This window comes from Streptomyces sp. NPDC050548, from assembly GCF_044457385.1.
Taxonomy (GTDB): domain Bacteria; phylum Actinomycetota; class Actinomycetes; order Streptomycetales; family Streptomycetaceae; genus Streptomyces.
This window is the reverse complement of record NZ_JBITGV010000001.1, coordinates 810897-836963: the sequence shown is the minus strand read 5'-3', so window position 1 is coordinate 836963 and position 26067 is coordinate 810897. Positions and strand designations below refer to the sequence as shown.

At 71.1% G+C, this 26067-nt stretch carries 17 protein-coding genes and 1 tRNA gene; 8 read left to right on the top strand and 10 right to left on the bottom strand.

The window, feature by feature from the left end; all coding sequences use genetic code 11:
* Positions 1–88 precede the first annotated feature (88 nt).
* The 3 genes from ACIBJH_RS03900 to ACIBJH_RS03890 all read right to left on the bottom strand — a co-directional run bounded on the left by ACIBJH_RS03900 (position 89) and on the right by ACIBJH_RS03890 (position 2829).
* Positions 89–1069 (bottom strand): ribose-phosphate diphosphokinase, encoded by a 981-nt coding sequence (locus ACIBJH_RS03900; protein ID WP_399115224.1) that lies wholly within the window; start codon positions 1067–1069, stop codon positions 89–91.
* 77 nt (positions 1070–1146) lie between these two features.
* Positions 1147–2592, bottom strand: coding sequence for a bifunctional UDP-N-acetylglucosamine diphosphorylase/glucosamine-1-phosphate N-acetyltransferase GlmU (glmU, locus tag ACIBJH_RS03895; RefSeq protein ID WP_399115223.1), 1446 nt, complete (start codon positions 2590–2592; stop codon positions 1147–1149).
* Positions 2593–2757: 165 nt separating this feature from the next.
* Positions 2758–2829 (bottom strand) — tRNA-Gln (locus tag ACIBJH_RS03890).
* Between the two features lie 194 nt (positions 2830–3023).
* Here ACIBJH_RS03890 and ACIBJH_RS03885 point away from each other — a divergent pair.
* A complete protein-coding gene (locus tag ACIBJH_RS03885) occupies positions 3024–4340 on the top strand; it encodes a sensor histidine kinase (protein ID WP_399115222.1) in 1317 nt (438 codons plus the stop codon).
* A 209-nt stretch (positions 4341–4549) separates the two neighbouring features.
* Here ACIBJH_RS03885 and ACIBJH_RS03880 read toward each other — a convergent pair whose 3' ends face one another.
* Both ACIBJH_RS03880 and ACIBJH_RS03875 read right to left on the bottom strand, forming a co-directional pair.
* Positions 4550–5050, bottom strand: coding sequence for an SUKH-3 domain-containing protein (locus ACIBJH_RS03880; protein ID WP_399115221.1), 501 nt, complete (start codon positions 5048–5050; stop codon positions 4550–4552).
* A 70-nt stretch (positions 5051–5120) separates the two neighbouring features.
* Complete coding sequence (locus tag ACIBJH_RS03875) at positions 5121–5648, bottom strand: YwqJ-related putative deaminase (RefSeq protein WP_399115220.1); 528 nt, start codon at positions 5646–5648, stop codon at positions 5121–5123.
* A 338-nt stretch (positions 5649–5986) separates the two neighbouring features.
* On the opposite strand from ACIBJH_RS03875, the gene ACIBJH_RS03870 reads away from it, so the two are divergent.
* The 3 genes from ACIBJH_RS03870 to ACIBJH_RS03860 all read left to right on the top strand — a co-directional run bounded on the left by ACIBJH_RS03870 (position 5987) and on the right by ACIBJH_RS03860 (position 11250).
* Positions 5987–6985 carry an SMI1/KNR4 family protein gene (locus tag ACIBJH_RS03870; protein ID WP_399115219.1) on the top strand — a complete coding sequence of 333 codons (999 nt, stop codon included), beginning with the start codon at positions 5987–5989 and terminating at the stop codon, positions 6983–6985.
* Between the two features lie 8 nt (positions 6986–6993).
* Complete coding sequence (locus tag ACIBJH_RS03865) at positions 6994–10017, top strand: SUKH-4 family immunity protein (RefSeq protein ID WP_399115218.1); 3024 nt, start codon at positions 6994–6996, stop codon at positions 10015–10017.
* A gap of 345 nt (positions 10018–10362) precedes the next feature.
* Entirely contained in the window at positions 10363–11250 is an 888-nt protein-coding gene (locus ACIBJH_RS03860; protein ID WP_399115217.1) for a cellulose-binding protein, read from the top strand.
* Positions 11251–11326: 76 nt separating this feature from the next.
* Here the strand turns inward: ACIBJH_RS03860 and ACIBJH_RS03855 are convergent, their stop codons facing one another.
* The 4 genes from ACIBJH_RS03855 to ACIBJH_RS03840 all read right to left on the bottom strand — a co-directional run bounded on the left by ACIBJH_RS03855 (position 11327) and on the right by ACIBJH_RS03840 (position 16217).
* Entirely contained in the window at positions 11327–11947 is a 621-nt protein-coding gene (locus tag ACIBJH_RS03855) for a hypothetical protein (protein WP_399115596.1), read from the bottom strand.
* 172 nt (positions 11948–12119) lie between these two features.
* Positions 12120–13829 (bottom strand): PHP domain-containing protein, encoded by a 1710-nt coding sequence (locus ACIBJH_RS03850; protein ID WP_399115216.1) that lies wholly within the window; start codon positions 13827–13829, stop codon positions 12120–12122.
* A gap of 169 nt (positions 13830–13998) precedes the next feature.
* Positions 13999–15615: a cation acetate symporter gene (locus tag ACIBJH_RS03845; protein WP_399115215.1), complete on the bottom strand. Its 1617-nt coding sequence runs from the start codon at positions 15613–15615 to the stop codon at positions 13999–14001.
* Complete coding sequence (locus ACIBJH_RS03840; protein WP_399115214.1) at positions 15612–16217, bottom strand: DUF485 domain-containing protein; 606 nt, start codon at positions 16215–16217, stop codon at positions 15612–15614. The genes ACIBJH_RS03845 and ACIBJH_RS03840 overlap by 4 nt, the downstream gene beginning before the upstream one ends.
* A 255-nt stretch (positions 16218–16472) precedes the next feature.
* Here ACIBJH_RS03840 and ACIBJH_RS03835 point away from each other — a divergent pair, with 255 nt between their 5' ends.
* Complete coding sequence (locus tag ACIBJH_RS03835) at positions 16473–16892, top strand: DUF3592 domain-containing protein (protein WP_399115213.1); 420 nt, start codon at positions 16473–16475, stop codon at positions 16890–16892.
* A gap of 24 nt (positions 16893–16916) precedes the next feature.
* Here ACIBJH_RS03835 and ACIBJH_RS03830 read toward each other — a convergent pair whose 3' ends face one another.
* A complete protein-coding gene (locus tag ACIBJH_RS03830; RefSeq protein ID WP_399115212.1) occupies positions 16917–18431 on the bottom strand; it encodes an MFS transporter in 1515 nt (504 codons plus the stop codon).
* 380 nt (positions 18432–18811) lie between these two features.
* On the opposite strand from ACIBJH_RS03830, the gene ACIBJH_RS03825 reads away from it, so the two are divergent.
* The 3 genes from ACIBJH_RS03825 to mfd all read left to right on the top strand — a co-directional run bounded on the left by ACIBJH_RS03825 (position 18812) and on the right by mfd (position 25968).
* Entirely contained in the window at positions 18812–19600 is a 789-nt protein-coding gene (locus tag ACIBJH_RS03825; RefSeq protein WP_026178212.1) for an ABC transporter ATP-binding protein, read from the top strand.
* Entirely contained in the window at positions 19597–22170 is a 2574-nt protein-coding gene (locus tag ACIBJH_RS03820) for an ABC transporter permease (RefSeq protein ID WP_399115211.1), read from the top strand. The genes ACIBJH_RS03825 and ACIBJH_RS03820 overlap by 4 nt, the downstream gene beginning before the upstream one ends.
* Positions 22171–22437: 267 nt before the next feature.
* Positions 22438–25968 (top strand): transcription-repair coupling factor, encoded by a 3531-nt coding sequence (gene mfd, locus ACIBJH_RS03815; RefSeq protein WP_399115210.1) that lies wholly within the window; start codon positions 22438–22440, stop codon positions 25966–25968.
* Positions 25969–26067 lie beyond the last annotated feature (99 nt).

The window sequence follows — 26067 nt, the reverse complement described above, 5'->3', positions numbered from 1 at the left end:
CGGTTCACGAGCGCCCTGAAGGGGCGCGGGGAACGGCGCGACCAGCCACGATGGCGCCGCGGACGATCGACGGCCCCCCGCGGAGCGCTCAGTGTTCGTCGAACAGGCTCGTCACAGATCCGTCCTCGAAGACCTCACGAACCGCGCTCGCGATGGTCGGCGCGATCGACAGGACCGTGATCTTGTCGAGGTCGGCGCCCACCTCACCCGGCGTGGGGAGCGTGTCGGTGAGGACGAACTCGCTGACTCGGGAGTTCTTGAGGCGGTCGGCGGCCGGGCCGGAGAGCACACCGTGCGTGGCCGTGACGATGACATCCTCCGCACCGTGCGCGAACAGCGCGTCCGCCGCGGCGCAGATCGTTCCGCCGGTGTCGATCATGTCGTCGACCAGGACGCAGACGCGGCCCTTGACCTCGCCGACGACCTCGTGGACCGTCACCTGGTTCGCCACGTCCTTGTCGCGCCGCTTGTGCACGATCGCCAGGGGCGCGCCGAGGCGGTCGCACCAGCGGTCGGCGACGCGCACGCGGCCGGCGTCCGGGGAGACGACGGTCAGCTTGCTGCGGTCGACCTTGGAGCCCACGTAGTCCGCGAGGAGCGGGAGGGCGAAGAGATGATCCACGGGGCCGTCGAAGAAGCCCTGGATCTGGTCGGTGTGCAGGTCGACGGTGAGGATGCGGTGGGCGCCCGCCGTCTTCATCAGGTCGGCGATCAGCCGGGCCGAGATCGGCTCACGGCCGCGGTGCTTCTTGTCCTGGCGGGCGTAGCCGTAGAACGGCACGATCACCGTGATGGAGCGGGCCGAGGCGCGCTTCAGCGCGTCGATCATGATGAGCTGCTCCATGACCCACTGGTTGATCGGAGCCGTGTGGCTCTGGATCACGAAACAGTCCGCCCCGCGCACCGACTCCTCGAAGCGGACGTAGATCTCGCCGTTCGCGAAGTCGAAGGCCTTGGTCGGGACGACCCCGACACCCAGCTGGTGGGCGACCTCCTTGGCAAGCTCGGGGTGGGCGCGGCCGGAGAAGAACATCATCTTCTTCTCGCCGGTCGTCTTGATCCCGGTCACAGCACTGTCTCCTCAGAGGTCATTCAACTGGGTGTGCGTTTATCACGGTACGCCGTGTTCGACGCACCCGTTTCCGGTCAGTCTTCGTTCTCGTCCTGGCGGGAAGCGGTTTCCGCGGCCTTCGCCGCAGCGCTTCCCGGGCGCTTGCGGGCCACCCAACCCTCGATATTCCGCTGCTGGCCACGGGCCACGGCCAGCGAACCGGGCGGTACGTCCTTCGTGATCACGGAGCCGGCGGCGGTGTACGCGCCGTCCCCGACCGTGACAGGTGCCACAAACATATTGTCCGACCCTGTACGGCAGTGCGACCCGATGGTGGTGTGATGTTTGGCCTGTCCGTCGTAGTTGACGAAGACGCTGGCGGCACCGATGTTGCTGTACTCGCCGATCGTCGCGTCCCCGACATAGGAGAGGTGCGGGATCTTCGTGCCCTCGCCGATCGTCGCGTTCTTCGTCTCGACGTACGTCCCGATCTTGCCCTTCGTGCCCAGGCGGGTGCCGGGACGGAGGTAGGCGTACGGCCCGACGGAGGCCTGCGGGCCGATGTGCGAGCTGACGGCGACGGTGTTGTCGACGCGGGCGCCCGTGTCGACGACGGTGTCCGTCAGGCGGGTGTTGGGGCCGACCTCGGCGCCCTCGCCGATGTGCGTGGTGCCGTGCAGCTGGGTGCCGGGGTGGACGGTCGCGTCCTGGCCGAAGGTGACCTCGACGTCGATCCAGGTCGTCGCCGGGTCGATGACGGTGACTCCGCCGAGCATGGCCTCGGTCAGCAGCCGGTCGTTGAGGATGCGGCGGGCCTCGGAGAGCTGCACGCGGTTGTTGATGCCGGCGATCTCGCGGTGGTCGCCCGCTACGGAGGCGCCGACGCGGTGCCCGGCCTCGCGCAGGATGCCGAGCACGTCCGTGAGGTACTCCTCGCCCTGGCTGTTGTCGGTGCGCACCTTGCCGAGGGCGTCGGCGAGCAGCCGGCCGTCGAACGCGAAGACTCCGGAGTTGATCTCACGGATCGTGCGTTGGGAGTCGGAGGCGTCCTTGTGCTCGACGATCGCGGTCACCGCGCCGGAGGCGCCGTCGCGCACGATCCGGCCGTAGCCGGTGGCGTCCGGGACCTCGGCGGTCAGGACGGTCACCGCGTTGCCGTCGGTGGTGTGGTTCGCGGTGAGTTCGCGCAGGGTCGCGCCGCGGAGGAGGGGGGTGTCGCCGCAGACTACGACGATCGTTCCGTCGATGGTTCCGAGTTCTTCCAGCGCCATCCGTACGGCGTGCCCGGTGCCGTTCTGCTCCGCCTGGACCGCGGTGCGCACTCCGGGGTCCGTCTCGCCGAGGTGCGCGGTCACCTTCTCGCGGGCGTGCCCCACGACGACGACCAGGTTCTCCGGCTCCAACTCGCGGGCGGCGGCCAGCACATGACCGACAAGGGTGCGGCCACAGATCTCGTGCAGGACCTTCGGTGTGGCCGACTTCATACGGGTGCCCTCACCCGCTGCGAGTACGACGACGGCTGCCGGGCGAATGGCGCTCACGGGTATGCCCTTCGGCTTCGGAATGCTGGGGGGTGGACATTCGCAGGATACCGGGGCGTTTCATGGGGGACATGAGAGTGGGCCCTGACAGTGCTGTCAGGGCCCGAAGTGGGGTGTTGGGGGTGGAGGTTGTTCGGTTGGTGCTCAGTTGGTGCTCGGTTTCTGCTCCCCCGCCAGGACTCGAACCCGGACAAATGGCACCAAAAGCCACGGTGCTGCCAATTACACCACGGGGGATCACGCTCGTTTGGACCGGACATTTCGTCTGGTCGCCGAGTGGGCAACAAACACTATGCCGTACGCAATGGCTTCCGTGCGACGGTACTTCTCCGCGGTGATCGGGTTCGTCATTGTTCGATTACGCGCAGTGGTGTAGGCAACTCGTCGAAACTCGACGGAAAAGCGGGGCCCTGCGCCCGTAGGCTGGAGGCATGACCACGACGGGGGAAGAGCACACCACGGGCCGGGGAGGGCCGTGGTGGTGGACCAGGTGGCGTAGTGCGGTACTCGACGTGGGGCTTGCCGCCGGCTCCGCGGCGGAGTGCGGGGCGGAGGGGGTTCGGTTCGCGCGCGACGCGGGGGTTCCGGCCGCCGTGGGTGTCGTGTTCGGTGTGCTGGCCGGGTCGATGCTGGTCGTGCGGCGGAAGTGGCCGATCGCCGTTGTGCTCGTGTCCATTGCTATTACTCCGGCCCAGATGGGCTACCTGATGGGCATTGTCGGGCTCTACACGCTCGCCGCGTCGGAGCTGCCGCGCCGGATCATCGGGTCGCTGGCCGGGATGTCCTTCCTCGGCATGCTGATCGTCATGTTCGTGCGGGTGAAGCAGGACACCCAGCGCGGGACCTGGGAACTCGGCGACTGGTTCGTGCCGTTCGCCTCCATCACCATCGCGGTCGGGATGACCGCGCCGCCTGTGCTGCTCGGGATGTATGTCGGGGCTCGGCGGCGGCTGATGGAGAGCCTTCGGGAGCGGGCCGACAGCCTGGAGCGGGAGTTGCAGCTCCTCGCGGAGCGGGCCGAGGAGCGGGCCGAGTGGGCGCGGGGTGAGGAGCGGACCCGGATCGCGCGGGAGATGCACGACGTCGTGGCGCACCGGGTGAGTCTGATGGTCGTGCATGCGGCTGCCTTGCAGGCGGTCGCGCGGAAGGATCCCGAGAAGGCCGTCAAGAACGCGGCGCTCGTGGGGGACATGGGGCGGCAGGCGTTGACCGAGTTGCGGGAGATGCTCGGGGTGTTGCGGAGCGGGGACGGGGTGGGCAGTAGGGGGCGGGCCGCCGTGCCGTTGGTCGCGGTGGGGGTGGCTGCCGCGGCGGCGGCCTCGCGGGTCGTGGACGACGAGGGTGGGGGCGACGGGCCGTGTCTGTCGGACGTGGACGAGTTGCTCGGGCAGTCCGCGGCGGCCGGGATGGCCGTCGATCTGTCGGTGGAGGGCGAGACCCGGTCGTACGCGGCTGAGATCGAGCAGACCGCGTATCGGGTGGTGCAGGAGGCGTTGACGAACGTCCACAAGCACGCGGCCGGTGCGAAGACGCATGTACGGCTCGCGCATCGGGTGTCGGAGATCGCTATGCAGGTCGAGAACGAGCCGCCGCCCGAGCCCGCGTCCGCCTCGGCGGCTCGGCTGCCGTCCGGGGGGAACGGTCTGGTCGGGATGCGGGAGCGGGTAATCGCGTTGGGCGGGGTGTTTGTTTCTGGGCCCACGGACGCCGGTGGGTTTCGGGTTTCGGCGGTTATTCCGGCTGTCTGAGGGTGGGCTTTCGCCCTGCGTTGGGTGTGGGTCGGTGCCGCGCCGGGGGGTGTCCGTCCTCGGAACGGCGCGGAATCGGTCTCGCAAGATTGCGGGGGTGTTGACGCGTCAACCGCTGCGGGCGGACACCCCCCGACACGGCACCTTCGCGCCGTACGCGGGCGGCGGCCGATCCGGGGTGTCCACCGGTCGTCTGCCGTCCGGTCGGCTCAGCCCGCCGTGAGGCGTACCGGCTCCATGCCCGAGACCAGGGCGGTCAGGGCCTGGTCGATGTCTTGGCCCAGGTACCAGTCGCCGGTGTGGTCGAGGGCGTAGACGCGGCCCTCGGCGTCGATGGCCAGGAGGGACTGGGTGTCGGGCTCCTCGCCCAGGGGGCTGACGTCGGTGTCCAGGGCGCGGCCCAGGTCGCCGAGCGTGCGGGCCATGTGGAGGCCGTACAGCGGGTCCAGGTGGAGTGCGGCGGGGGCGATCTGGCGGCCGGGGCCGGTGGGTGCGATGCGCAGGCCGCCGAACTCGGCCCACGCCTCCACCGCTGCCGGGAACACGGCGTGCTGGTGGCCCGCGGGCGAGGTGTGGTCGCGCAGGGTGTCCGCCCAGATCTCGGCCTGCTTTATGTCCCAGCGGCCGGGCTGCCAGCCGGCGGCGCGCAGGGCGGCGTCGACGGGTACGGAAAAGCGCGTGGAGGAGTGGGAGTGGCGGTCGGGGTGCATCTGCCCTTCGATCGTCGGCGGCGGGGACGGTGGTGCCGTGGTGCTGAGTGGTGTTGGGCGGGGGTGGGGGTCAGCTGTTCTCCGTTGCGGGGTCCACGATGCGGACGCCGAAGTGGGCGCTGAGGGCTGCGCAGGCCCGGCAGGGGGCGGCGAAGCTGCCGTGCAGGGGGTCGCCGTCCTCGCGGATGCGGCGGGCGGTGAGCTTGGCCTGCTTGAGGGTCTTGCGGGCCTCGCCGTTGGTCATCGGCTTGCGCGCGGCGCGCCTGCTGCGCTCGGCGTCGGCGGCGGCGATGTGGCGGGAGATCAGGATCGCCTCGGCGCAGCGGCCGGTGAAACGGTCGCGCTGGGCGCTGGTGAGGGTGTCGAGGAAGTCCTGTACCAGTGGGTGCAGGGTGGGTGGCTGGTCGCCGCGGGCTGCGGTGCCGGTGAGGGTGGTCGCGCCGCGCACGGAGAGGGCGGCTGCGACGGTCGGAAGTATGCCGTCGCGGCGGTGGTTGAGGGCGGGCACATGCCGTCCCTCGGTGGCGCTCCAGCCGACCCTGGGGTCGCCGGACGCCCCGGTGTGCGGTCCCGTCTGCGTCGCGTTCATGATCGTCATCCCCTCCCGAGCATCCCCCGGCGGGTCTCAGAGTGCCAAATGCCGTGGCGGGTGCGGTAGCTGGGGCGGTGCGACACGCCAGGGCTTCGGCGGGCTGTCACGGCGGGGTGACGGCAGGTCACGGAAGTGAAGGTCCGGTGAGGGGGGTCGGCTACTGCTGCCGGTGACCCGTGCCGCCGTACCGCATAGGCTGTCCGCACCGCGATCCACGCGGTCGACGCGTGGAGACAGTCGAACGAAGACGTCAAGAAGACGAGACAGTCGATACGGGGCACAGTGGGGCGAGTTGGACATGCGCCTGCTGTGAATCGTACTGAATGCCGCAGGGGGCAACCGCCATGACGACAGGTCGGCTCGGGCAACAAGCCGCGCCACCGAACGCGGCCTACGCCGGGCAGGTCGTGCACTTCCCGGATCCGGTCCGGGCGGCCCGTCACCCGAGAGGGGTGCGGATGGACGAGCGCGGCTACCCCGACTTCTCGCCGTACGCGCGCGCGGCGGCCGAGATCGCCGAGCCCCCGGAGGGCTTCGGGGTCGACGAACTGCGCCTGACCGACTATGTGTCGGCGAACGCGGCACTGGCGGCAGCCGGGCACCAGTTGTGGGACACGGTGCCCGCGGTGGCCACCCCGCACGGCTGGACCTGGCACCACGTGGTCGGCACCCGGCGCCTCGAACTCGTCCCCGTCGAGGTCAAGGCGCTGCTCCGGCATCATGGCGGGATCGCCACGGCGGGCGTCGACCACGACAAGCGCGGCACCCGCCCGCTCCAGGAGACCCGCCCCGCGCACTTCGGTCTGCCGAAGTCCTCGCTCGCGGTGACCGAGGCGCAGGTGCAGGGTGTCGAGGAGGACCTCGGCTACCGACTCCCGGGCGCCTACCGGTCGTTCCTCAAGGCGGCCGGCGGGAGCGCGCCCATCGGCACCGCGCTGGACGCCGAGTTGGGGTTGTTGATCGACCAGCCGTTCTTCACAGTGCGCGACGAGGCGGCTGTCAACGACCTCGTCTACGTCAACAAATGCCTCCGCGACCACCTCACCAAGGACTACCTCGCCGTCGGCTTCGTCCAGGGCGGCCTGCTCGCGGTGAAGGTGAAGGGTGCGGGGCTCGGTTCGGTGTGGTTCTGCGCCTACGACGACGCCCGCGACGTCGATCCGTCCTGGGCACCGGCCGACCGGGTGGAGCGGCTGCTGCTGCCCGCCGGGGGCGACTTCGATCAGTTCCTGGGCCGACTCGCGGGAAATCCGCCGGAGTTGGAGACGGTGGCGAACCTGATGGTGGACGGCGGGTTCGCACGATCTGTACCGGTGCCTTCGGCCGCCGCGGTGGGGGAGTGAGCGCGACGATGGTGACTTTCGCACAGGCGCAGGAGCGCGCCGAGGAATGGATCAACGGGGACGTGCCCTCGTACCAGCACCGCGAGGTGCGGGTGCGCGAGTTCGAACTCGGCTTCGTGGCCTGGGCCGAGGACCGCGCCGACGGGCCGCGTTCGGACGGTGGCGGGCAGCGCCTCGTCCTCGCCCGCGACAGCGGCGAGGCCACCCTGTGGCCCGCCCTGCCGGTGGGCGAGGTCATCCGCCGCTACGAGGAGGAGTACGGCCGCCCGGAGGAGGTCGCCGACGCGGTGCCCGCCGCTCCCGCGCGGGTGGACCTCAACCAGACGTCGTTCCTGCTGAGTCCGCCGGAGTGGTTGCAGGAGGCGGCGGACAAGATCGGGATTCAGGATCGCCGGGGGGCCGGAACTCCGGGGGCAGGGGCGGGTGTTGGGGGTTCGGGCTCGGCTTCGCCCTCGCCGGCGGGTCCGATGGCGGGTCCGATGGCGGGTCCGATGGCGGGTTCGCGTTCGGGTGCGCTGCCGGAGACTCACGCCGGGGTGCCTGCCGCTTCCGCCTGGCCGGATGCCGGTGGCGGTGCCGAGGCGCCGGGTGCGCCCGCTGTGCCGGCCGGGGCCACGCCGTGGGCGGGGACCGACACCAACGCGGATCCGGGCGAGGACCGTTCGGTACCCCTGCCCGCGACCGTGTTCGCACCGCCGCTGAGCGAGCAGCGCGAGGACGAGACCCCGGCCGACGCCGAGACCGCGCTGATGTCCGGCGGCAGCCAACTCCCGCCCACGGCAGTCGCACGGGCGCTGGATGACGCCAACCCTCGTGGGGGAGCGGGGAGTTCGGGGCCGGGGCAGGGTGGTGGACCCGGCGGCATCGGTGGCCCTGGTGGCGTCGGTGGCCCTGGTGGTGTCGGTGGCCCTGGTGGTGTCGGCGGTACGCCGCCTCCGTCGTCGTACGGGTATCCCCAGGGTTCCGGTGCGGCTCAGGCTCCGGGTGGGCCCGGTCCGCAGGGGGCGCCTGCTCCGTCGTCGTACGGGTATCCCCAGGGGCCCGGTGGTCCGGGGGGTGCTCCGGGTGGTCCTGGGGTGTCGCCTTCCGGTGGTCCGCAGGGTGGGCCCGGGGTGGGTTCGTCGGCCTATGGGCATCCGCAGGGTTCGGGTGGTCCTGGTGCGTCGCCCTCCGGTGGTCCGCAGGGTGGACCTGGGGCGGGGCCGTCGGCCTACGGGTATCCCCAGGGGGCGGACGGTGCCGGCAACGTGCCGCACGCTCCTGGGAGTCCCGGTGCGCCGGGGCGGGCGCTCGCGCCCAACGCCGGGGACATCGCCGACGCGGCCACCAGCAAGGCGGCGCCTCCGCCGCGCCGGGCGCGGAGCGGCGGGTCGAACCCGCCGCCTCCGCCGGGTGCCCCGGGGACGCCGGGCGCGCGAGCGGGCGGTACGCCTGCCGGGCCGCCGCCGCCCCCTCCGGCGCCGGCGGGCGGGTATGTGCCGACGCAGATGGTTTCGGGGCTCGGTCCGGAGGGGCTCGCCGGTCCGGGTGCTCCGGGTGCTCCGGGTGCTCCGGGTGCTCCCGGTGGGTCGGACAGTCCCGGGGGGCCGCCTCCTGGTGGGGTTCACCATGCCGCGACGGTGTTCGCCGACCCCGGGCCGGGTGGGCTCGGGGGGTCGGGTGGCCAGCAGCCGCTGGGTGTCCCCGGTGCGCCCAAGCCGCCCGGTGCGCCCGGCGCCGCGCAGCAGCCGCAGGCCCCCGGCACGCCTCCGCCGCCGTACAACCCGGGTACCCCCGGTACGCCTGGTGCCCCCGGCGCTTCCGCCCCGCAGGGCGGTGCTCCCGGTGGCGTGCATCGTGCGGAGACCATGTTGGCCGGGCCGCCCGCGGGTGGACCCGGTGCGCCTCCGGCGCCGCAATTCCCGGGCGCGCCCGGTGCGTTGGGTGCTCCGGGGATGCCTCCGGGGGCTCCGCCGCAGCCGATGCCGCCGGGTGCGATGCCGCCCCCGGGACAGCAGGCACCCGGGCAGCCGTTCCCCGGTCAGCAGCAGCCCGCCTACGGTTATCCGCAGCAGGGGCAGCCGACCGTGGGACCGGGTTATCAGGCCGTGTTGCGGTACCGCGCGCCGGACGGGTCCGAGCAGCAGGTGATCCGGCGGTCCGCGCCGGGGACGCCGCACCCGGAGTGGCAGATCTTCCACGAGCTGCGCGGCCTGAACATCCCGCCGGACCAAGTCCTCGAACTGCACACGGAGTTGGAGTCCTGCGAGTTGCCGGGCGCGTACTGCGCGCGGATGATCCGCGAGCAGTGGCCGCAGGCGCGGATCGCGAGCATCGCGCCGTACGGCACGGATCACGCCAGTCGGCAGCAGGGGATGCGTGAACTCATCGCGCACCAGGGTGAGTTGCACCAGGTGGCGGACGGGCCGGCTCGACTCGCCCCGGTGCGGGCGCCGTTGCCGCAGGTGCAGCCGACGCCGCCGGTCCCGCCGGAGGCGATCGCGCAGGAGTTGGCGGGCGCGTTCGGGCCGGGGGTGTTCCGGTTCGAGCAGGCGGCGGTGTCGCGGCAGGGCGTGCCGCCGGTCGTGGCGCACACGCTGGTCGCGGCGGGGCTGCCGATGGACATGGGTCCGTTCTTCTGGGCGCAGGCCCAACCGGGGCGCCCGGTACCGACGTTGGCCGAACTCGCGCAGGAGCGCGGGGTGCGGCCGTCCGCCGACGCGGGCTCCTATCTCGTCATGGGCAGCGACTTCGGCAAGGCGATCTGCGTCCAGTACGGCACGGCGAACATCGTCGCGGTGCCCGTGGAGGCGGGTCCGGGCGGTGCTTCCGTACCGCCGCAGTTCGTGAACACGGGGCTGCCCGAGTTCGCGCGCTGTCTGGCGCTGCTCGGCCGGATGTGGCGACTGCGGTACGGGCTCAACCAGGAGCAGGCGGGCCGTTGGACCGTCGACTTCCAGGCGCAGCTGGCCTCGCTGGACCCGGCGGCGCTGGGTTCGCCGGAGAGCTGGTGGTCGGTGCTGCTGGAGCAGATGTGGGACGGGTTGTTGTGACGTCGGCCCGCTGAACAGGCCGTAGAGGAGGGGGGGGGGGGGGGGGGGGGGGGGGGGGGGGGGGCCGGGGGGGGGGGGGGGGGGGGGGGGGGGGGGGGGGGGGGGGGGGAGCGGGGGGGCTGGGGGGGGCGGGCCCTTTGGGGGCCGGGGTTGTTGCGCGGCGGCCCCGGAGACCCGGGCGTGGGGGGGGGGGGGGCGGGGGCCCCCCCCCGCCCCCGGCCCTTTTGTGTGGGCGATGCCCGTGACCCGCACCCGGAGTGTCGCGTTATGAACCCTTATGCCCGATACATCAAGATATGCGCGAAATCATCATTTCGTGTCCGTCGGGTGGAGAGGGGTTCCAGGATGAGCAGCGCATCGGTGTCGCCACGTGGCTTCGTGGCAGTACGGGGGCGCGGCTACCGCCCCGCCCAGGTGGACGCGTACGCGGCAGGGCTCTCGCGGCACCGGGACGCCGCGTGGGAGCGGGCCGCGCGGTTGACCGTACTGGCCAGGGACATGGAGGCGGAGGCCGAGCGGCTGCGCGAGACGGTGGCGCGGCTCGCCCCGCAGACGTACGAGACGCTCGGCGAGCGGGCGCAGCGGCTGTTCCGGCTGGGGGAGGAAGAGGCCGCCGCAGTACGGGAGTTCGCGCGGAGTTCGGCGCGTGAAGAGGTCGCGCGGGCCGAGGCGCGCGCCGCCGGTGTGCTTCAGGAGGCCCGGGAACACGCGGACGCGCTCCGCGCGGAGGTGGAGGAACGTGCCCGGCAGCGGCTCCTCGCGGCCCGCGCCGAGGCCGACGACATCCGGATCGGCGCCCGGCGCGAGGTGAAGGAGGGGCGCACGGAGGCGCTCGCCGCGTTGCGCGAGGTACGGCAGCGCACCGCCGCGATGCTGGGCGAGCAGGCCAAGGAGCACGCCGAGCGGTGGGCCGAGGCGGAGCGCTCCGCGGAGGAGCGGGTGGCTGCCGTGGACGCGGAGTGCGCGGAGCGGGTGGCTCGTGCGGAGGCGGCGCTGGCCGAGGCGGAACAGGCCTACACCGAGGCCGAGTTGTCGGACCGGCGGCGGCAGGAGGAGGCGGCGGAGCGGGCTGCCGAGGTGGTCGCGGAGGCGCGGGTGCGGGCGGAGCGGATCGCCCGCGACACCGAGCGGGTGCTGCGCGAGCACGGGGAGACGTGGGACGACGTGCAGGCGCATATGGATCATGTGCGGAGCAGTTTGACTGCGCTTACGGGGCGGGCGCCGGCTGAGTGATTTGGCTGCGGGCTGGTGGGGGCTGGTCGCGCCCACGCGGCGGAGCCGCAAATCGACACAGCCCCGTGCCCCTGGGTTAGTTGGTGTGGTCGGAGCAACAGGGTGTCGGGTTGGGGACCTCGAAGGGAGCAAGGGCGTTGCCCACTGCCGGGACCAGGGCCAGTACCAGTTCGCCGTCGCGCCATTCCGGTCGTACGTGGTCCTGAGTGTGTACGGGGGTTGCAGGGGCCGGGGGCTCGCCGGCAGTGGCGCCGACCACGAGCACCCGGTCGATCGCCGTCCGTTCCAGCACGTCGGCCACGGTGACCGTCCCCGTGAGGTGTTCCGCGCCGGGGAACAGAACCGCCCGGCCCGAGCGGCGGGCCGTGTGGTCGGCGGCCGCCTGGGCGGCGGCTTCCCGGTCGCCCTGGGGCGGTTCGGACTCCGTGAGGTGTCGCCATGCGGTCGTGGCCGATTCGCGGTCCGGGAACTCCAGCGACACGGCCGTCCCGCGGCGCGCGTCCGTGCGGATCAGGTGGGTGCACGCGACCGTCCCCGGGGGGAGCGCGAGGGTGGAGGCGAGGTCGCGGATGAGGTGGTCGGCCTCGCGGAGGGTCGTCGTGCCGGGGGGGGCCCCCCCGCCCCGGGGGGGGGGGGCGGCGGGGGGGGGGGGGCGGGCCGCGGGGGCGCCCCCCCCCCCCCCGGCGTGGTAAACCAGACCGGAACTCAAAATGGGGGGGGGGGTTGGGGGGGGGGGCGCGGGCGGGCCGGGGGGGGGGGGGGGGGGGGGGGGGGGGGGGGGGTTTTGTGGGGGGGGGCGGGGGGGGGGGGGGGGGGGGGGGGGCCCCCCCGGGGGGGGGGGGGCCCCCCGGACGGGTCGTAGGACGTGCTCATGCGGGCAGGACCCACATCGGGTTGGAGTAGAACCAGAGGTCCTTCCACGGGTCGGCGTCGCCGAGGACGTCCATCGCGGGTCCTACGGGGTCTACGGCAGCGCCGTTGAGGCCGACGGCGGAGCGGTTGCCGTCGGTGCCGCGGAGGCGGACGTAGACCGGCTTGTCGAGGCGGCCGAGGGAGTACGTGAGGCGGACGGTGCCGGTGGACTTGTCCACCTCGAAGGACTTGACGACCTTCGTGGTGGGGGTGGAGAAGGTGTCCTTGTCCGCGACCGGGCCTGTCACATCGCCCTGGATGACGTCGACGCGGGCCAACGAGGGCTGGAACTGGGCCCAGTTGGGGCCGTTGGACAGGCTGATGCGGATGACCAGGTCGACCTGGGCGCCGCGGCGGACGTGCAGCGCGCCGCCGAGGGTGACCTCGCGGCCACCGGAGGCGAGGCGGGCGTCGAGGCCGCTGATCAGGCCGCCGTGGTCGACCCAGACGCGGCCCGCGCGGATGCCGTCCATGACCGCCTTGTACGAGAAGGAGGCCGCGCCGACGTGCGTGCGAGAGTACTGGCCGGGCCAGAAGTCGGTGTCGGTGAGGCTGATGCCGGTGCCGTAGACGGGGTCGTTGTAGCGGCCGTTGGCGTTGAAGTCGCCGCCCGGGCCGCGTACGGCGGTGTCCGCGTACACGTTGTGGGAGTCGGAGTTGGCGGTGATCCACCAGGGCTTGCCCTCGGCGAGGAGGCTGTCCCACAGGCCGCCGACCGTGGCCGTCATCCAGTCGAAGCCGCCCCAGGTGCGGTAACTCTCCAGCGGGTAACCGGGGAAGGAGTCGGCGCCGGGGCTGTTGTCGTAGATGCCGCGTCCGCTGCCCGGGCCGTTCGGCTTGGGGATGCCGCCCGCCTGGTGGCCGGGGGCGCCCTCCATGCCGACGGCGATCGTGGGCTGCGCGTCGCGCCAGCCGCGGATCTCGTGCGGGGAGTCGATGCCCTTGCGTGCCGGGTGGTTGGCGAGGAACAGCGCGTCCTTGACCTTGCGGCGGCGGACCTGGTCGGCGAGGAAGTTGACGCCCGCGATGGCGAGGGCCTCGTTGGCGGGGGAGTTGCCGCTCGCGTTGTTGACGCTGCCGTCGAAGGAGTTCTCGAACTCCTTGAGTACGGCTACCTCGTTGGCGCCGGGGTGCACGAACACGGTGCCGTGCTCGGCGCCCGGGATGTTCCACTCCAGGCCCTGGAAGACGAGGGTGTCGTCGGTCTTGTCACGGGCGTCGACGATGTCCGGATTGACCTTCTCCACACCGATCTTGGCGTGCGTGACACTGCCGTGGTCGGTGATGACCATCCAGTCCAGGCCGTGCGCGTTCGCCTGGCGTACGTGGTCGATGACGCGGTACTTGGCGTCGCTGCTGTACTGGGTGTGGATGTGGTGGTCGCCGGCCAGCCACAGGTAACCGCCGTTGCCCTTCGACGACTTGGCCGGGCTCTGCTGCACCGACGCGGCTGCCTCCCCCGCGCCGGCGAGCACGCTGCCCGCCGCAAGTCCCGCGCCCAGCAGGCCGGTTCGGCGCAGCATGCCCCGCCGGGAGAGCTGGCTGGGCGTCAACTCCTCGTCGGGGACGGAGGTGTCGAGGGCCGGCGGCAGCGAGCCGGCGGCCTCGTCCCCGTGGTGGTGATGGTGGTGGTGACCGTGGTCGCCGTGACTGTGGCCGTGGCTCATGTTCAACTCCCGCTGAAATGCAGGGACCTTCACGCTCGGACGTGCAGAGTCTGAGAAGGAGCGGTGAACGGCGGGAGTCGTGGTGGTGGTGTGGCAAAGAACGAGTCATGCACGGCTATGACGCCAGTCATGCGAAGCTTTTTCGTCGGTCATCATCCCTGTGTGCCGGTCACCCTTCGCCCCTGCGCACCGCGCCCGCCAGGATCCAGCCCTCCATCGCCTCGTACCGCCTGCGCTGTTCGTCCTCCTTCTTCCGCCCCGAGGCGACCGTGCCGAGCCAGCCGCAGGCGAAGCCGAGCGGGATGGTGACGAGCCCGGTGGTGGTGAACGGGAACCAGTTGAAGTCGGCGCCCGGGAAGGCCGCGGCCGGCGAGCCGGAGACCAGGTTGGTGCCCGGCATCAGCAGCAGTACGCCGAGCGTGCCGCCGATGAGCGTGCTGAGCAGGCCCGTTCGCGTGTAGCGGCGCCAGAAGAGGCTGTAGACGAGGGCGGGCGCTATGGCCGAGGCGCCCAGACAGAAGGACAGGGTGACCAGGGGTTGCAGGCCCCGGTGCTGGACCAGCGTCGCCAGCACGATCGCCGGGACGCCCACCGCCAGCGCCGAGTAGCGGGCCAGCGTCATCTCGCGGCGGACCGGCATCTCCTCGACGCGGGCCGCGAAGACGTCGTGGGCAAGGGAGTTGGCGCAGGCGAGGATCATCCCGGCGACCGAGGCGAGCAGGGTCAGGAACACGGCTGTGGTGACGGCCGTGAACAGCAGGGTCTCCGCCGTCGACACGTCCGCCCCGAACACCGCCCGCGAGCCCAGCAGATACGCCGTGTTGCCCTGCGCATCGGCCCGCGCGATCGCCGCCCGCCCGAGCAGCGCCGTGGCACCGAACCCGACGACCGTCACGATCACCACGAACAGCGCCACGCTCGACACCGCCCACGACATCGACCTCCGCACCTGCCGGGCGCTCGACGCGGTGTACATGCGCATCGTGATGTGCGGGAGGCACGCGCCGCCCAGGACGACGGTCAGCTGCGAACTGATCATGTCCAGCCGGGGACTCGGTCCTCCGGCGAACTCAAGTCCCGAGTGCAGGAAGGCCGTTCCGACCCCGCTCCGCCGCGCCGCCGTGTCGAAGAAGGCGCCCAGGTCCCAGTGGAAGCGGTTCAGTATCAGTACGGCGATCACGGCTCCCGAACCGAGCAGCATCACGATCTTCAGGATCTGGATGAGGGCGGTGCCCTTCATGCCGCCGATCGCCGCGTAGCTGATCATCAGCACGCCCAGGCCGATGATGCAGCCGGTCTGGAGCGAGTCGCCGGAGAAGCCGAGGATGAACGCCAACAACTGGCCCGCGCCCGCGAGTTGGACCAGCATCAGCGGCAGCAGTGCCGCGATGGTGACGATGCAGGCGACCATCCGCACGGAACGCCCCGGCATCCTGCGGGCGAACGCGTCGCCCATCGTGAACCGGCCCGCGTTGCGCAGCGGTTCGGCCAGCAGGAACATCAGCAGCACCAGCGACAGCGCCGTGCTCAGCGCGAGCACCACCCCGTCGTAGCCGTACAGGGCGATCACCCCGCCCGTGCCCAGCACACTCGCCGCGGAGATGTAATCCCCCGCTATGGCAAGGCCGTTGCGCAACGGCGAGAGGGAGCCGTACCCCGTGTAGAACTCGTCGAGGTCGTCGCGGTCGGGTCCCGTCATCACGCACAGCAGGAGTGTGAGGGTGGCGACGGTGGTGAAGGCGACGAGGGACATGGTCTGGGGGGCGGAATCGTGGAACCCGGTCATCGTGCCGCCTCCCGTCTGGCGTCGAGTTCGGCCTGCTTGCGGATGCGGTCGGCGAGGGGGTCCACGCGTCGCGCGGCCGTGTGCTCGTAGAGCGCTATCGCCAGCCAGGTGACGGGCAGTTGGACCAGCGCGAGCAGCAGCCCGGTGGGCACACCGGCGACGACGGTGCTCGACATCAGCGGGGGCGCGAACGCGGACAGGGTCAGGAACAGGCAGAAGTAGCCGAGCGCGGTGAGCGACGCCACGCGCCGCTGCCGCCGGTACGCGCCGCGCAGGACGCGCAGATCACGGTGGTTGCCGAGGGCGGGACGCCGGGGCGGGCGACGGCGTTCGGGTGGAGGCGGGGGTGGCTGCCAGGGGTAGGTGAGGCGGGGCGGGGTCGGGGTGTGCGGGGCGCGCCGGTCGTACGGGTCGTAGGGGTTGTACGGGGGTGGGGCGTGCGAACCATGCGACGGGTAGGGGTCGTACGGGGACGGGGCGTGCGAACCGTGCGGGAGGTCGGGGTCGTACGGGTACGGGCCGTGCGAGTCATGCGAGTTGTGCGGGTCGTACGGGTCGTGCGGGGCGGATGAATCATGCGGAGGGTACGGGTCGTAGGACATCCCGTGCTCCTTGCGTGGCTCGGGTCCGTGGCGGCGGACCGCAGGGAGTTGGGCGGAGCGGGTCACGCATGTTACTCGCCGGTTGGGTGGTGTGGGTGCTTTTCGGTGAAGTGGGCGGTTGGTATGCGCTTGCGGTGTCAACCGGGGGCTGACCTTGAGGGTTGGCCGTGCCGAGTCTGTTCTTCGGGCCGCTTGACGGGGCGGGGGCGTCGCGGTGCGCCGGTTGCGCCGCAACTCCCTTGTAGGCTCCGGCACATGGGGTGGGAACAGGCCTTGGGCGGCTTCGCATGTCTTGTGCTGGGGAGCGTCGCCGTGGGCGCGGCCGTGAACGCCTGGCGCAAGTTCCGGCTGCGTGCCCGGGGGGAGTGGATCGAGGCCGAGCTGGTCCGGGTGCGGGAGGACGAAGACGGTGAGGGCGGGGCGCGCTTCTGTCTCGTCGTGGCCTTCACACCTCCGGACGGGGATCAGATCATCGCCGAGTCGCCTCACTTCAAGACGTTTCCGCCAGGGCCGGAGGCCTTCCCGGACGGCAAGGTCAGGGTGCTCTACGACCCCGTCAGGCCCGGGCGGATCGAAGTCGCCGGCTTTCGCGGTGACGGCTACGTCAAGACCATGATCACCACCTTCCTGCTGTTCGGCGGCGCGGTGTGGCTCTTCGTCGCGGTGCTTGTCTGAAAGCGGTTCCTCCCCGCCCCGGTCTCATTCCTTCAGCACCGGAAACCGCCGAGGCGCCAGAAACAGCAGCACCAGGAAGGCCACCCCGGCGGCACACCCCGCGCCGATGTACACCGCGTGCACCGCGTCCGCGATCGCCCGGCGTGTGGCCTCCGGCACCGCGCCCCCGTCCAACCCCCGTGTCACCGAGTCCAGATCGCTCGCCCCGCCCAGCCGCGATGCCAACACCCCGTTGGCCACAGCCCCGAAGACCGACGCGCCGATCGTCTGGCCGGTCTGGCGGCAGAAGAGGACGGACGCGGTCGTCACGCCCCGCTCCTCCCAGCCGACCGTGGACTGCACCCCGACGATCAGGGGGAGTTGGAAGAGGCCGAGGGCCGCGCCGAGGAGCAGCATCAGGAGCATCGGCTGCCAGGCCGCGCCCGGGTACGGGAGGAAGGGGAACGCGAAGAGGATCAGTGTCGCCGTCCCGATCCCCAGCATCGCCGTGTTGCGGAAACCGATCCGCCGGTACACGTGCTGGCTGAGTGCCGCCGACACCGGCCAGCTCAACGTCCATACGGAGAGCACGAATCCGGCTGCCACCGGGGCCAGGCCGAGCACCGACTGCGCGTACGTCGGCAGGAACACGCTCGGCGCCACCATGAGCAACCCCAGTGCGCCCAGGGCCAGGTTGACGGCCGCGATCGTACGGCGGCGCCACACCCACCCGGGGATGATCGGCTCCGCGGCCCGGCGTTCGATCGCCACGACGACTCCGGCCAGCGCAAGTCCCGTACCGAACAAGGCGATTGAGGGCGGCGAGAGCCAGGGCCAGGCGACTCCGCCCTGCACGAGGGCCGTGATCAGGACGCCGCCGCACGCGAACACGGCCAGCGCGCCCGCCCAGTCGACGCGCGGACGGGAGTCGCGGGTGCGTTGTGGTTCGTGGAGGTGGCGGACGATCAGCCACAACGCCACTGCTCCGACAGGGAGGTTGACGAGGAAGATCCAGCGCCAGCCGGCGTATGCCGCGAGCAGTCCGCCCACTCCCGGGCCCGCGACCGCCGACACCGCCCACACCGTGGACAACTTCGACTGGATCTTGGGGCGTTCGCTGAGCGGGTACAGGTCGGCGGCCAGGGTCTGGACCGTGCCCTGCAACGCCCCGCCGCCCAGGCCCTGAACGACGCGGAACGCGATCAGCGCGCCCATGCTCCAGGCCGCCGAGCACAGCAGCGAACCGGCGAGGAAGACCGCCGCGCCCGTGATCAGCACCGGCTTGCGGCCGAAGGTGTCGGAGAGCTTGCCGTAGACGGGGAGGGTGACCGTCACCGCGAGCAGATAGCCGGAGAAGAGCCAGGAGAAGACGGAGAAGCCGCCGAGGTCGCCGACGATCTGCGGTACGGCCGTGGAGACGATGGTGGAGTCGAGGGCGGCCAGCGCCATCGCGAGCATCAGGGCCGCTACGACGGCTCCCCGCCTTTCCGGCGCGCTTCCCTGAGTGGCCTCACGTATCGCGGCTTCCGTGTTGCCCACGCGGATTCCTTCCCCCTGCATCTATCTGCCGGACGACACTCTCCCACTTGACCCTCACGTCGCGTCAGGGGGAAACCTGGACGGGCCGGTGGGTGGACCGGACCCCGAGATCGACTCCACCCGGCGGTGGAGATCCCCTAGGGGGGCCTCCCCACTACGACCCGGGGACGGTTCGTCCCGGCGGAGGAGGAGACGGACCAGGGGTCGTCCTTAACCTGGCTTTATGCCGCTGGGGGGCGGGGGACCGAACCGCCGGGGGTGGGGTTTTCCCCCGGGAAAGACTGCGCTGAGCACCAGCGCGCCGGACCCCCTCCCGCCGCCAGACTCATCGTCGTAACCAGTTGAAACGCATCGACCGGACACCGGCACGCTCGTCTGCCGACCGACTTAGGAGACATACCGTGACATCGGCTGTGACCATTCCCAGGCACGGGGGCACTGGAGGGCGTACGGCCGTTGCCGCGCGAGCGCGGCAGGTCGTCAAGGCGTACGGGGCCGGGGAGACCCGCGTCGTCGCCCTCGACCATGTCGACGTGGACATCGCCCGCGGCCAGTTCACCGCGATCATGGGCCCCTCGGGGTCCGGCAAGTCCACGCTCATGCACTGCCTCGCCGGGCTCGACACCGTGACGTCCGGGCAGATCTACCTCGACGAGACCGAGATCACCGGCCTCAAGGACAAGAAGCTCACCCAACTGCGCCGGGACCGGATCGGGTTCATCTTCCAGGCGTACAACCTGCTGCCGACGCTGAACGCGCTGGAGAACATCACCCTCCCCATGGACATAGCCGGCCGCAAACCCGACAAGGGGTGGCTGGCTCAGGTCGTGGAGACCGTCGGGCTGTCGAGCCGGCTCAAGCACCGGCCCAACCAGCTCTCCGGCGGTCAGCAGCAACGCGTCGCCGTGGCAAGGGCGTTGGCGGCCCGGCCCGAGATCATCTTCGGTGACGAGCCGACCGGGAACCTCGACTCCCGTGCGGGAGCGGAGGTGTTGGGCTTCCTGCGCCGCTCCGTCGACGATCTCGGCCAGACCATCGTGATGGTCACGCACGACCCGGTGGCCGCCTCGTACGCGGACCGTGTGCTGTATCTCGCGGACGGCCGGATCGTGGACGAGATGTTCAAGCCGACCGCCGACGCCGTCCTCGACCGCATGAAGGACTTCGACGCGCGGGGGCGTACGTCATGACTGTCATGAAGACCTCGATGCGCAACTTCTTCGCGCACAAGGGGCGAATGGCGCTCTCGGCGATAGCCGTCCTGCTGTCGGTGGCGTTCGTGTGCGGCACGCTGGTGTTCACCGACACGATGAACACGACCTTCGACAAGCTCTTCGCGGCCACCGCGTCCGACGTGACGGTCCTGCCGAAGGCGGCCAAGGCGGACGGCAGCACCCCGCAGAACGGACTGCCCGAGTCGCTGCCGGCCTCCGTGCTCGCGCAGACGGCGAAGGCCTCGGGCGTCAAGTCCGTTGAGGGCGCCGTCAGTTCGATGAACGTGACCGTCGTGAACAGCGCCAACAAGAACATGGGGTCCTCGACCGGCGCGCCCACCATCGCGGGCAACTGGACGAAGAACGACCTGCGTTCGATGGAGATCACCTCCGGACACGCCCCGCGCGGCCCGACCGAGACCATGGTCGACGCCGACACCGCCGACAAGCACCACCTCAAGCTGGGCGACTCGCTGCGCACCATCTCGCAGACCGGTGACTTCACCGCGCGGATCGTCGGCATCGCCACCTTCAAGGTGACCAACCCCGGTGCGGCCGTCGTCTACTTCGACACCGCCACCGCGCAGCGCGAACTCCTCGGCGCCACCGGCCGGTTCACCCAGATCGGCGTGACGGCTGCGAGCGGTGTCTCCGACACCCAGCTCAAGCAGAACGTGGCCCAGACCCTCGCCGCTACGGGGACGTACAAGATCCAGACGGCCAAGGAGAACGCCGACGAGAACCGTCAGGGCGTCGGCCAGTTCATGAACGTCATCAAGTACGCCATGCTCGGCTTCGCCGGGATCGCGTTCCTGGTGGGCATCTTCCTGATCATCAACACCTTCTCGATGCTGGTCGCCCAACGGACCCGCGAGATCGGCCTGATGAGGGCGATCGGCTCCTCCCGCAAGCAGGTCAACCGCTCGGTGCTGGTCGAGGCGACCCTGCTCGGGATCGTCGGCTCGATCCTCGGTGTCGGCGCCGGTGTCGGCATCGCCGTCGGCCTGATGAAGCTGATGAGCGCGGCGGGCATGGACCTGTCGACCCGGGATCTGACCGTCAAGTGGACCACTCCGGTGCTCGGCCTGCTCCTCGGTGTGATCGTCACCGTCCTCGCCGCCTACCTCCCGGCCCGCCGCGCCGGCAAGGTCTCCCCGATGGCCGCCCTGCGCGACGCCGGTACGCCGGCCGACGGCAAGGCCGGCTGGGTACGGGGTCTGATCGGCCTGGTGCTGACCGGTGCGGGTGCTGCCGCGCTCTTCGCGGCGGCCACCGCGAAGAAGGCGACGGACGGTTCGCTGGTCCTCGGCGCGGGTGTCGTGCTCTCGCTGATCGGCTTCGTGATCATCGGCCCGCTGCTGGCCAACGGGGTCGTACGGGTCATCAGTGTCGTACTTCTGCGGGCCTTCGGGCCGGTGGGGCGCCTGGCCGAACGCAACGCGCTCCGCAACCCCAGGCGTACGGGTGCTACGGGTGCGGCCCTGATGATCGGCCTCGCGCTGGTCGCCTGCCTGTCGGTGGTCGGCTCCTCGATGGTCGCCTCGGCGACGAGCGAGCTGGACAAGTCCGTCGGCGCCGACTTCATCGTCCAGGGCAACCAGCGGATCGTCCCGCAGGCGGAGAAGGCGATGGAACAGGCACCCGACCTCGTCCACGTCACCCGCTACAAGGACCTCGACGCCACCCTCACCTCCCCCGACGGCCAGAAGGACACCGACGGCATCACCGCCGCCGACCCGTCCTACGCCCAGGACCTGCGCCGCGCCACCACGGCCGGCGAACTGTCCGCCGCCTACGGCACCAACGCGATGTCCGTCGGCTCGAAGTACGCCAAGAAGCACGGCGTCCACGTCGGCGACACGATCAGCGTCGCCTTCAAGGGCGGCTCGACGGCGAAGCTCAAGGTCGCGGCCATCACGGACGACGACGTGGCCATCGACCAGGGGGCGCGGTACACCAGCATCGCCACGATGCAGAAGTACCTCCCCGCGAACAAGGTCCCGCCGAACGAGATCATGTTCGCCAAGGCCAAGGACGGCCAGGAGAAGCAGGCGTACGCGGCCCTGAAGAAGGCCATGGAGCCCTACCCGCAGTACCAGGTGCGCGACCAGACCGACTACAAGCAGGAACTGAAGGACCAGATCGGCCAGCTCCTGAACATGGTCTACGGCCTGCTCGCCCTCGCGATCATCGTGGCGGTCCTGGGTGTGGTGAACACGCTGGCCCTGTCGGTCGTCGAGCGCACCAGGGAGATCGGTCTGATGCGGGCGATCGGGATGTCCCGTCGGCAGCTCCGCCGGATGATCCGCATGGAGTCGGTCGTGATCGCCCTCTTCGGAGCGCTGCTCGGCCTGGGCCTGGGGATGGGCTGGGGGGCGACCGCCCAGCAGCTCCTCGCACTGGAGGGGCTGAAGGTCCTGGAGATTCCCTGGGGGACGATCTCCGCGGTCTTCGTGGGGTCGGCGTTCGTCGGACTGTTCGCGGCCCTGATCCCGGCGTTCCGGGCGGGCCGGATGAACGTCCTCAACGCGATCGCCACCGAATAGCCACCGCCCACGGGGAGACCCGGCGCCGAGAAGTCACGGGGGACTTCTCGGCGCCGGGTTTGTTTTTGTCTTTGAAGGGTGCCCTTTTGACTGACCGAGTCGGGCCGTGGGTGGGCATAGGCCCGGGGGTCCAGGGGGCGGAGCCCCCTGGTACGTCGGCATCAACCCCGGCCACGTCACCGTCGTCGTACGCTGGAACCCCCCGGCCCACAACACCCCGCGTCGGGCCCTTCGTGTTGCCCACACCCCGGACGGAAGCGCCTCTCCATGAGTCTGCACGGTCTGCTCGACGCCGTAGTCAAGGACCCCGCCCTCGCGGAAGCGACCCGCGCGGCGGCCGACGGCAACCGCATGCACGTCGACCTGGTCGGGCCCCCGGCGACCCGCCCCTTCGCCGTCGCGGCACTCGCGCGGGAGGCCGGCCGTACCGTCCTCGCGGTGACCGCGACAGGGCGTGAGGCGGAGGACCTGGCCGCCGCCCTGCGCTCGCTGCTCCCGCCGGACGGCGTCGTGGAGTACCCCTCCTGGGAGACACTCCCGCACGAGCGGCTGAGCCCGCGCAGCGACACCGTGGGCCGTCGCCTCGCCGTGCTGCGCCGCCTGGCCCACCCGAGGGACGACGACCCGGAGACGGGCCCGGTCTCCGTCGTCGTAGCGCCGGTGCGGTCGGTGCTGCAGCCGCAGGTCAAGGGGCTCGGAGACCTGGAGCCGGTCGCCCTGAGGTCCGGCCAGTCCGCCGACCTGAACGCGGTCGTGGACGCGCTCGGCGCCGCCGCCTACGCGCGCGTGGAGCTCGTCGAGCGGCGCGGTGAGTTCGCCGTACGCGGCGGCATCCTGGACGTGTTCCCGCCCACCGAGGAACATCCGTTGCGCGTCGAGTTCTGGGGCGACGACGTCGAGGAGATCCGCTACTTCAAGGTGGCCGACCAGCGCTCCCTGGAGGTCGCCGAACACGGCCTGTGGGCACCCCCCTGCCGTGAACTTCTGTTGACGGAAGACGTCCGCACGCGCGCGCGTGCCCTCGCCGAGGCCCACCCCGAGCTGGGCGAGCTGCTCGGCAAGATCGCCGAGGGCATCGCCGTGGAGGGCATGGAGTCACTGGCCCCGGTGCTCGTCGACGACATGGAGCTGCTGCTCGACGTGCTGCCCAAGGGCGCGATGGCAGTCGTATGCGATCCGGAACGGGTACGCACGCGTGCCGCCGATCTCGTAGCCACTTCGCAGGAGTTCCTGCAGGCCTCCTGGGCGGCCACCGCGGGCGGCGGCGAGGCACCCATCGACGTCGACGCGGCCTCCCTGTGGGCCATCGCGGACGTACGGGACCGGGCGCGCGAGCTGGACATGATGTGGTGGTCCGTCTCGCCCTTCGCCGCTGATGAAGAGCTGGACGCGGACACGCTCAAGCTCGGGATGCACGCCCCGGAGACCTACCGCGGCGACACCGCCAAGGCCCTCGCCGACACCAAGGGCTGGCTCGCCGACGGCTGGCGCACGGTCTTCGTCACCGAGGCCCACGGCCCCGCCGCCCGCACCGTGGAGGTCCTCGGCAGCGAGGGCGTCGCGGCCCGCCTGGAGACGGAACTCGGGGAAATCGCCCCCTCCGTAGTGCACGTCGCGACCGGATCGATCGACTACGGGTTCGTCGACACGGCGCTCAAGCTCGCCGTCCTCACCGAGACCGACCTCTCCGGGCAGAAGGCCGCGGGCAAGGACGGCACCCGCATGCCGGCCCGCCGCCGCAAGACCATCGACCCGCTCACCCTGGAGACGGGCGACTACATCGTCCACGAGCAGCACGGTGTGGGCCGCTACATCGAGATGGTGCAGCGCACGGTGCAGGGCGCCACGCGCGAGTACCTGGTCGTCGAGTACGCCCCCGCCAAGCGCGGCCAGCCCGGCGACCGCCTGTACATCCCCACCGACCAGCTGGAGCAGATCACCAAGTACGTCGGCGGCGAGGCCCCCACCCTGCACCGCCTGGGCGGCGCCGACTGGACGAAGACCAAGGCGCGCGCCAAGAAGGCCGTCAAGGAGATCGCGGCCGACCTCATCAAGCTGTACTCGGCCCGGATGGCGGCCCCGGGGCACGCGTTCGGCGCGGACACGCCCTGGCAGCGCGAGCTGGAGGACGCCTTCCCGTACGCGGAGACCCCCGACCAGCTGACCACGATCGCCGAGGTCAAGGACGACATGGAGAAGTCGGTCCCCATGGACCGGCTGGTCTGCGGCGACGTCGGCTACGGCAAGACGGAGATCGCGGTCCGGGCCGCCTTCAAGGCCGTCCAGGACGGCAAGCAGGTCGCCGTCCTCGTCCCGACGACGCTGCTCGTGCAGCAGCACTTCGGGACGTTCACCGAGCGCTACTCGCAGTTCCCGGTCAACGTACGGGCGTTGAGCCGCTTCCAGACCGACACGGAGGCGAAGGCGACCCTGGAGGGCCTGCGCGAGGGCTCCGTGGACCTCGTCATCGGCACCCACCGCCTGTTCTCCTCCGAGACCAAGTTCAAGGATCTCGGCCTGGTCATCGTCGACGAGGAGCAGCGCTTCGGCGTCGAGCACAAGGAGCAGCTGAAGAAGCTGCGCGCCAACGTCGACGTCCTGACGATGTCCGCCACCCCGATCCCCAGAACCCTGGAGATGGCGGTCACCGGCATCCGTGAGATGTCGACGATCACGACGCCCCCGGAGGAGCGTCACCCTGTGTTGACGTTCGTCGGCCCCTACGAGGAGAAGCAGATCGGTGCCGCGATCCGCCGTGAACTCCTGCGCGAGGGCCAGGTCTTCTACATCCACAACCGGGTGGAATCGATCGACCGCGCGGCGGCGCGTCTGCGTGAGATCGTCCCGGAGGCGCGCATCGCCACCGCCCACGGTCAGATGTCGGAACAGGCCCTGGAGCAGGTCGTCGTCGACTTCTGGGAGAAGAAGTTCGACGTCCTGGTGTCGACGACGATCGTCGAGTCCGGCATCGACATCTCCAACGCGAACACGCTGATCGTTGAACGAGGCGACAACTTCGGTCTGTCGCAGCTGCATCAGCTGCGCGGCCGGGTCGGGCGTGGCCGCGAGCGCGGTTACGCCTACTTCCTGTACCCCCCGGAGAAGCCGCTCACGGAGACGGCCCACGAGCGCCTCGCCACCATCGCCCAGCACACGGAGATGGGCGCCGGAATGTACGTGGCGATGAAGGACCTGGAGATCCGCGGCGCCGGAAACCTCCTGGGCGGCGAACAGTCCGGCCACATCGCGGGCGTCGGCTTCGACCTGTACGTCCGCATGGTCGGCGAGGCGGTCGCCGACTACCGCGCCTCCCTGGAGGGCGGTGTCGAGGAGGAGCCGCCCCTGGAGGTCAAGATCGAGCTCCCGGTCGACGCCCACGTCCCGCACGACTACGCCCCCGGCGAGCGCCTGCGACTGGCGGCCTACCGGTCCATCGCCTCCGCCAACACGGAGGAGGACATCAAGGCCGTACGCGAGGAACTCGTCGACCGCTACGGCAAGTTGCCCGAGCCGGTGGAGAACCTGCTGCTGGTGGCCGGCCTGCGCATGCTCGCGCGCGCGTGCGGCGTCGGCGACATCGTCCTCCAGGGCGCCAACATCCGCTTCGCACCGGTGGAGTTGCGCGAGTCCCAGGAACTCCGCCTCAAGCGCCTCTACCCCGGCACCGTCATCAAGCCGGCCGCCCACCAGGTACTGGTACCGCGCCCGAAGACGGCCAGGGTGGGCGGAAAGCCTTTGGTGGGGCGGGAGTTGCTGGGCTGGGTGGGGGAGTTCCTGGCGACGATCCTGGGGTCGTAGCGGCGAGGGGGGCACCCCTGGGAAAAGGTGTGACGCTTCTTCGGGGAAGCGTCACACTTTTTCAGCTGCAACAGTCGCCCGGCCCCCGCCGACGGGATG

Coding starts and splice junctions, on each gene's coding strand:
- ACIBJH_RS03870 (WP_399115219.1), top strand. CDS start 5,987: ATGACGACAGGTCGGCTCGGGCAACAAGCCGCGCCACCGAACGCGGCC.
- ACIBJH_RS03875 (WP_399115220.1), bottom strand. CDS start 5,648: ATGACGATCATGAACGCGACGCAGACGGGACCGCACACCGGGGCGTCC.
- ACIBJH_RS03850 (WP_399115216.1), bottom strand. CDS start 13,829: ATGAGCCACGGCCACAGTCACGGCGACCACGGTCACCACCACCATCAC.
- ACIBJH_RS03835 (WP_399115213.1), top strand. CDS start 16,473: ATGGGGTGGGAACAGGCCTTGGGCGGCTTCGCATGTCTTGTGCTGGGG.
- ACIBJH_RS03880 (WP_399115221.1), bottom strand. CDS start 5,050: ATGCACCCCGACCGCCACTCCCACTCCTCCACGCGCTTTTCCGTACCC.
- ACIBJH_RS03885 (WP_399115222.1), top strand. CDS start 3,024: ATGACCACGACGGGGGAAGAGCACACCACGGGCCGGGGAGGGCCGTGG.
- ACIBJH_RS03860 (WP_399115217.1), top strand. CDS start 10,363: ATGAGCAGCGCATCGGTGTCGCCACGTGGCTTCGTGGCAGTACGGGGG.
- ACIBJH_RS03840 (WP_399115214.1), bottom strand. CDS start 16,217: ATGTCCTACGACCCGTACCCTCCGCATGATTCATCCGCCCCGCACGAC.
- ACIBJH_RS03820 (WP_399115211.1), top strand. CDS start 19,597: ATGACTGTCATGAAGACCTCGATGCGCAACTTCTTCGCGCACAAGGGG.
- ACIBJH_RS03845 (WP_399115215.1), bottom strand. CDS start 15,615: ATGACCGGGTTCCACGATTCCGCCCCCCAGACCATGTCCCTCGTCGCC.
- mfd (WP_399115210.1), top strand. CDS start 22,438: ATGAGTCTGCACGGTCTGCTCGACGCCGTAGTCAAGGACCCCGCCCTC.
- ACIBJH_RS03865 (WP_399115218.1), top strand. CDS start 6,994: ATGGTGACTTTCGCACAGGCGCAGGAGCGCGCCGAGGAATGGATCAAC.
- ACIBJH_RS03830 (WP_399115212.1), bottom strand. CDS start 18,431: ATGCAGGGGGAAGGAATCCGCGTGGGCAACACGGAAGCCGCGATACGT.